The 3,437-nt window shown below is 67.6% G+C and carries 4 protein-coding genes; all 4 read left to right on the forward strand.

Features of this window, described 5'->3' with window-relative positions; all coding sequences use genetic code 11:
* The first annotated feature begins 76 nt into the window (after positions 1-76).
* Positions 77-1,075, forward strand: coding sequence for a branched-chain amino acid ABC transporter permease (locus FNH05_RS34880; RefSeq protein ID WP_425458521.1), 999 nt, complete (start codon positions 77-79; stop codon positions 1,073-1,075).
* A complete protein-coding gene (locus tag FNH05_RS34885; RefSeq protein ID WP_144593113.1) occupies positions 1,072-2,154 on the forward strand; it encodes a branched-chain amino acid ABC transporter permease in 1,083 nt (360 codons plus the stop codon). Before FNH05_RS34880 ends, FNH05_RS34885 begins: the two co-directional genes overlap by 4 nt.
* Complete coding sequence (locus tag FNH05_RS34890; RefSeq protein WP_144593114.1) at positions 2,151-3,056, forward strand: ABC transporter ATP-binding protein; 906 nt, start codon at positions 2,151-2,153, stop codon at positions 3,054-3,056. Before FNH05_RS34885 ends, FNH05_RS34890 begins: the two co-directional genes overlap by 4 nt.
* Positions 3,043-3,437, forward strand: a 395-nt coding sequence (locus FNH05_RS34895; RefSeq protein WP_144593115.1) for an ABC transporter ATP-binding protein, incomplete at its 3' end; no start/stop codon positions are given. The genes FNH05_RS34890 and FNH05_RS34895, both read left to right, overlap by 14 nt.

Consider the following 3,437-nt stretch of genomic DNA (forward strand, 5'->3'; position numbering starts at 1 on the left):
ACCCGGGCATGCATGCGGCCGATCGCCGCATGCATGCCCGCTCCGTACCCGGGAATAGAGTGAACCCTTGAACCCCGTGCTGACCACTTCCCTGGTGCAGGCCGACAGCTGGATCCAATTCGATGTCCACGGCCTGGGCCAGCAATTTTGGAACAACACCGTCGACGGCCTCGCCCAAGGCGGTATCTACGCGTTGATCGCGCTGGGGTACACCCTCGTCTACGGTGTGCTCAAACTGATCAACTTCGCCCATTCCGAAGTGTTCGTGGTGGGCGCCTTCGCCACCTGGGGCACCTTCTACCTGCTCGGTTTCCGTTCCGGTGCCACGCCGGAGCTGTCGCTGGCGGAGCTCATCCTTTTCCTCGCGATAGCGGGTATCGCCTCGATGGCCGCTTCCGGCGGGGTCGCGGTGCTCCTGGAACGGGTGGCCTACAAGCCGCTGCGGGACCGCAACGCCCCCCGCCTGGTCTTCCTGATCACCGCGATCGGCGCCTCGTTCGCCATCCAGCAGGCGCTGATGCTGATCTTCGGCAAGAACCAGCAGCCGCAGATCCGGCTCCTCCAGCCGCAGAAGATGTTCGAAATCTTCGGTGCCTCGGTAACGAACATCCACATCATCCTGTTCGTCGCGGCCATCCTGCTGTGGTTCGTCGCGGACTACTTCGTCAACCGGACCCGCCTGGGCCGCGGTATCCGCGCGGTGGCGCAGGATCCGGACACGGCCACCCTGATGGGCGTGAACAAGGAACGGGTCATCGTGGTGACGTTCCTGGCCGGCGGTCTGCTAGCCGGCGCGGCGGCGCTGTTCTACATGATGAAGATCCCGCAGGGCGCCGTCTACAACGGCGGTTTCGTGCTCGGCATCAAGGCCTTCACCGCGGCCGTGCTCGGCGGCATCGGCAACCTGCGCGGTGCACTGCTGGGCGGGCTGGTGCTCGGCCTGGTGGAGAACTACGGCCAGTCCCTGTTCGGCGGGGAATGGAAGGACGTCGTCGCCTTCGTGGTGCTGGTCGTCGTGCTGATGTTCCGGCCGACGGGCCTGCTCGGCGAGTCGTTAGGGAAGGCGCGAGTATGACCAACCTTCGTGAATGGTGGAGCAATCTCTCCCGTCCCGCGCAGTGGGCGGTGCTGATCCCGGTCGCGCTGCTGATCTACGCGCTGCCGGTGCTCAACCCGCCGTTGATCACCACTGCTCCTGGCACCGACTTCCCGACCGCGATGTTCGACGTCGCGCGCTTCGCGCTGGTCGCGATCGGCCTGAACGTGGTGGTCGGCCAGGCCGGTCTGCTCGACCTGGGCTATGTCGGCTTCTTCGCCGTCGGCGCGTACGTGACGGCGCTGTTCACCAGCCCGAACTCCTCGCTGCACAGGCTGCCGTTCCTGTGGACGCTGCCGCTGGCGATGGCGGTCACGATGATCTTCGGCATCATCCTGGGCACGCCGACGCTGCGCCTGCGCGGCGACTACCTCGCCATCGTCACCCTGGGCTTCGGTGAGATCATCCGGCTGCTGGCCGACAACGTCACCCCGCTGCGCGGCCAGTCCGGTTTCGAACGGGTCGGCACCAACGCGGCAGGCCAGCCGTTCTTCGAAAACGCGACCCAGTGGTACTGGTTCACGGTCACCGTCATCATCGCGGTGCTGCTGCTGGTCGGGAACCTGGAACGGTCCCGCGTCGGGCGCGCCTGGGTGGCCATCCGCGAGGACGAGGACGTCGCCGAGATCATGGGCGTGGCCACCTACAAGTTCAAGATCTGGGCGTTCGTCATCGGCGCCGCGATCGGCGGGCTGTCCGGAGGCATCTACGCGGGCACCTACGCGTTCGTCAACAACCAGTCCTTCGACGTGGTCACCTCGATGCTGTTCCTCGCCGCCGTGGTCCTCGGTGGCGCGGGCAACAAGGCCGGCGTGATGCTCGGCGCGGCCGTGGTGTCCTACTTGCCGGCGCGGTTCTCGCAGATCGCCGAGTGGAAGTACCTGATCTTCGGCGTCGCGCTGATCATCCTGATGATCTTCCGCCCGCAGGGCCTGCTCGGCGCCCGCCAGCACCTGCTGGCCAAGGGGCGCATGGCCTACCGGCGCCTGCTCGGGCGCGGTGACCAGGTCAGCGGAGAGAGCGCCCTCGCGCCTGAGCCGACGGGGGTCCAGGAATGACCGAGCTCAACGAGGAAGGCGGCCTCGTCGCCGAGGTCGCGCACATGACCCCGGAGCAGCGTGCCGAGCACGAGGCCGAGGTCGCCGAGGCGGTCGCGCCCGATCGCGAGATCGAGGTCGAGGTCGGCGAGACGCTGCTGGAGATGCGGGACGTGACCCTGCGCTTCGGCGGTTTGACCGCGCTGGACGGGGTTTCCTTCGGCATCCGCCGCGGTGAGATCCTCGGGCTGATCGGGCCCAACGGCGCCGGGAAGACCACCTGCTTCAACGCGATGACCGGCGTGTACCGGCCCACCTCCGGGCAGGTGCTGCTGGAGGGCAAGCCGCTGGCCAAGGCCCCCCGGCACAAGATCACCCAGCTCGGGGTGGCGCGGACCTTCCAGAACATCCGTCTGTTCGACGAGATGACGGCGCTGGAGAACGTGGTCGTGGGCGCGGACGCCCGGCACAGGACGAGCGTCATGGGCGCCCTCCTGCGCCTGCCGCGGCACCACCACGAGGAACGCCAGGCGGTGGAGCGCGCGATGGCGCTGCTGGAGTTCGTGGGCATCGCCGACCGGGCCGCGGACAAGGCGAAGAACCTGCCCTACGGCTACCAGCGGCGTCTGGAGATCGCGCGGGCGCTGGCCACCGAGCCGAAACTGCTGTGCCTGGACGAGCCCGCCGCCGGTTTCAACCCGGCGGAAAAGGAAGAGCTCATGGCGCTGATCCGCAAGATCCGCGCCGACGGCTACACGGTGCTGCTGATCGAACATGACATGAAACTGGTCATGGGGGTCACCGACCGCATCGTGGTGCTGGAGTTCGGGAAGAAGATCGCCGACGGGCTGCCCGCCGAGATCCGGGAGAACCCCGCGGTGATCGCGGCCTACTTGGGAGTGCCTGACGATGACGCTGCTTGAGCTTGCCGGGGTTTCCGTGCACTACGGCCGGATCCAGGCGGTGTCGGAGCTGTCGATCACGGTCGAGGAGGGCGAGATCGTCGCCCTGATCGGCGCCAACGGTGCCGGGAAGTCGACCACGATGCGGGCGATCTCGGGCATCCGGCCGGTCTCGGCGGGCCGGATCGTCTTCGCCGGCGAGGACATCACGCGTCTGCGGGGCGATCTGCGGGTGGTGCGGGGCATCTCCCAGGTGCCGGAGGGCCGCGGGGTGTTCCCGGGCATGACGGTCGCGGAGAACCTCGACATGGGCGCCTACGCCCGTAAGGACCGCAAGAACCTGCAGGAGGACCTGGACCGGGTCTTCGAGCTGTTCCCGCGCCTGCTGGAACGCCGCACGCA

The sequence above is a fragment of the Amycolatopsis rhizosphaerae genome, assembly GCF_007713715.1.
GTDB classification, from domain to species: domain Bacteria; phylum Actinomycetota; class Actinomycetes; order Mycobacteriales; family Pseudonocardiaceae; genus Amycolatopsis_E; species Amycolatopsis_E rhizosphaerae.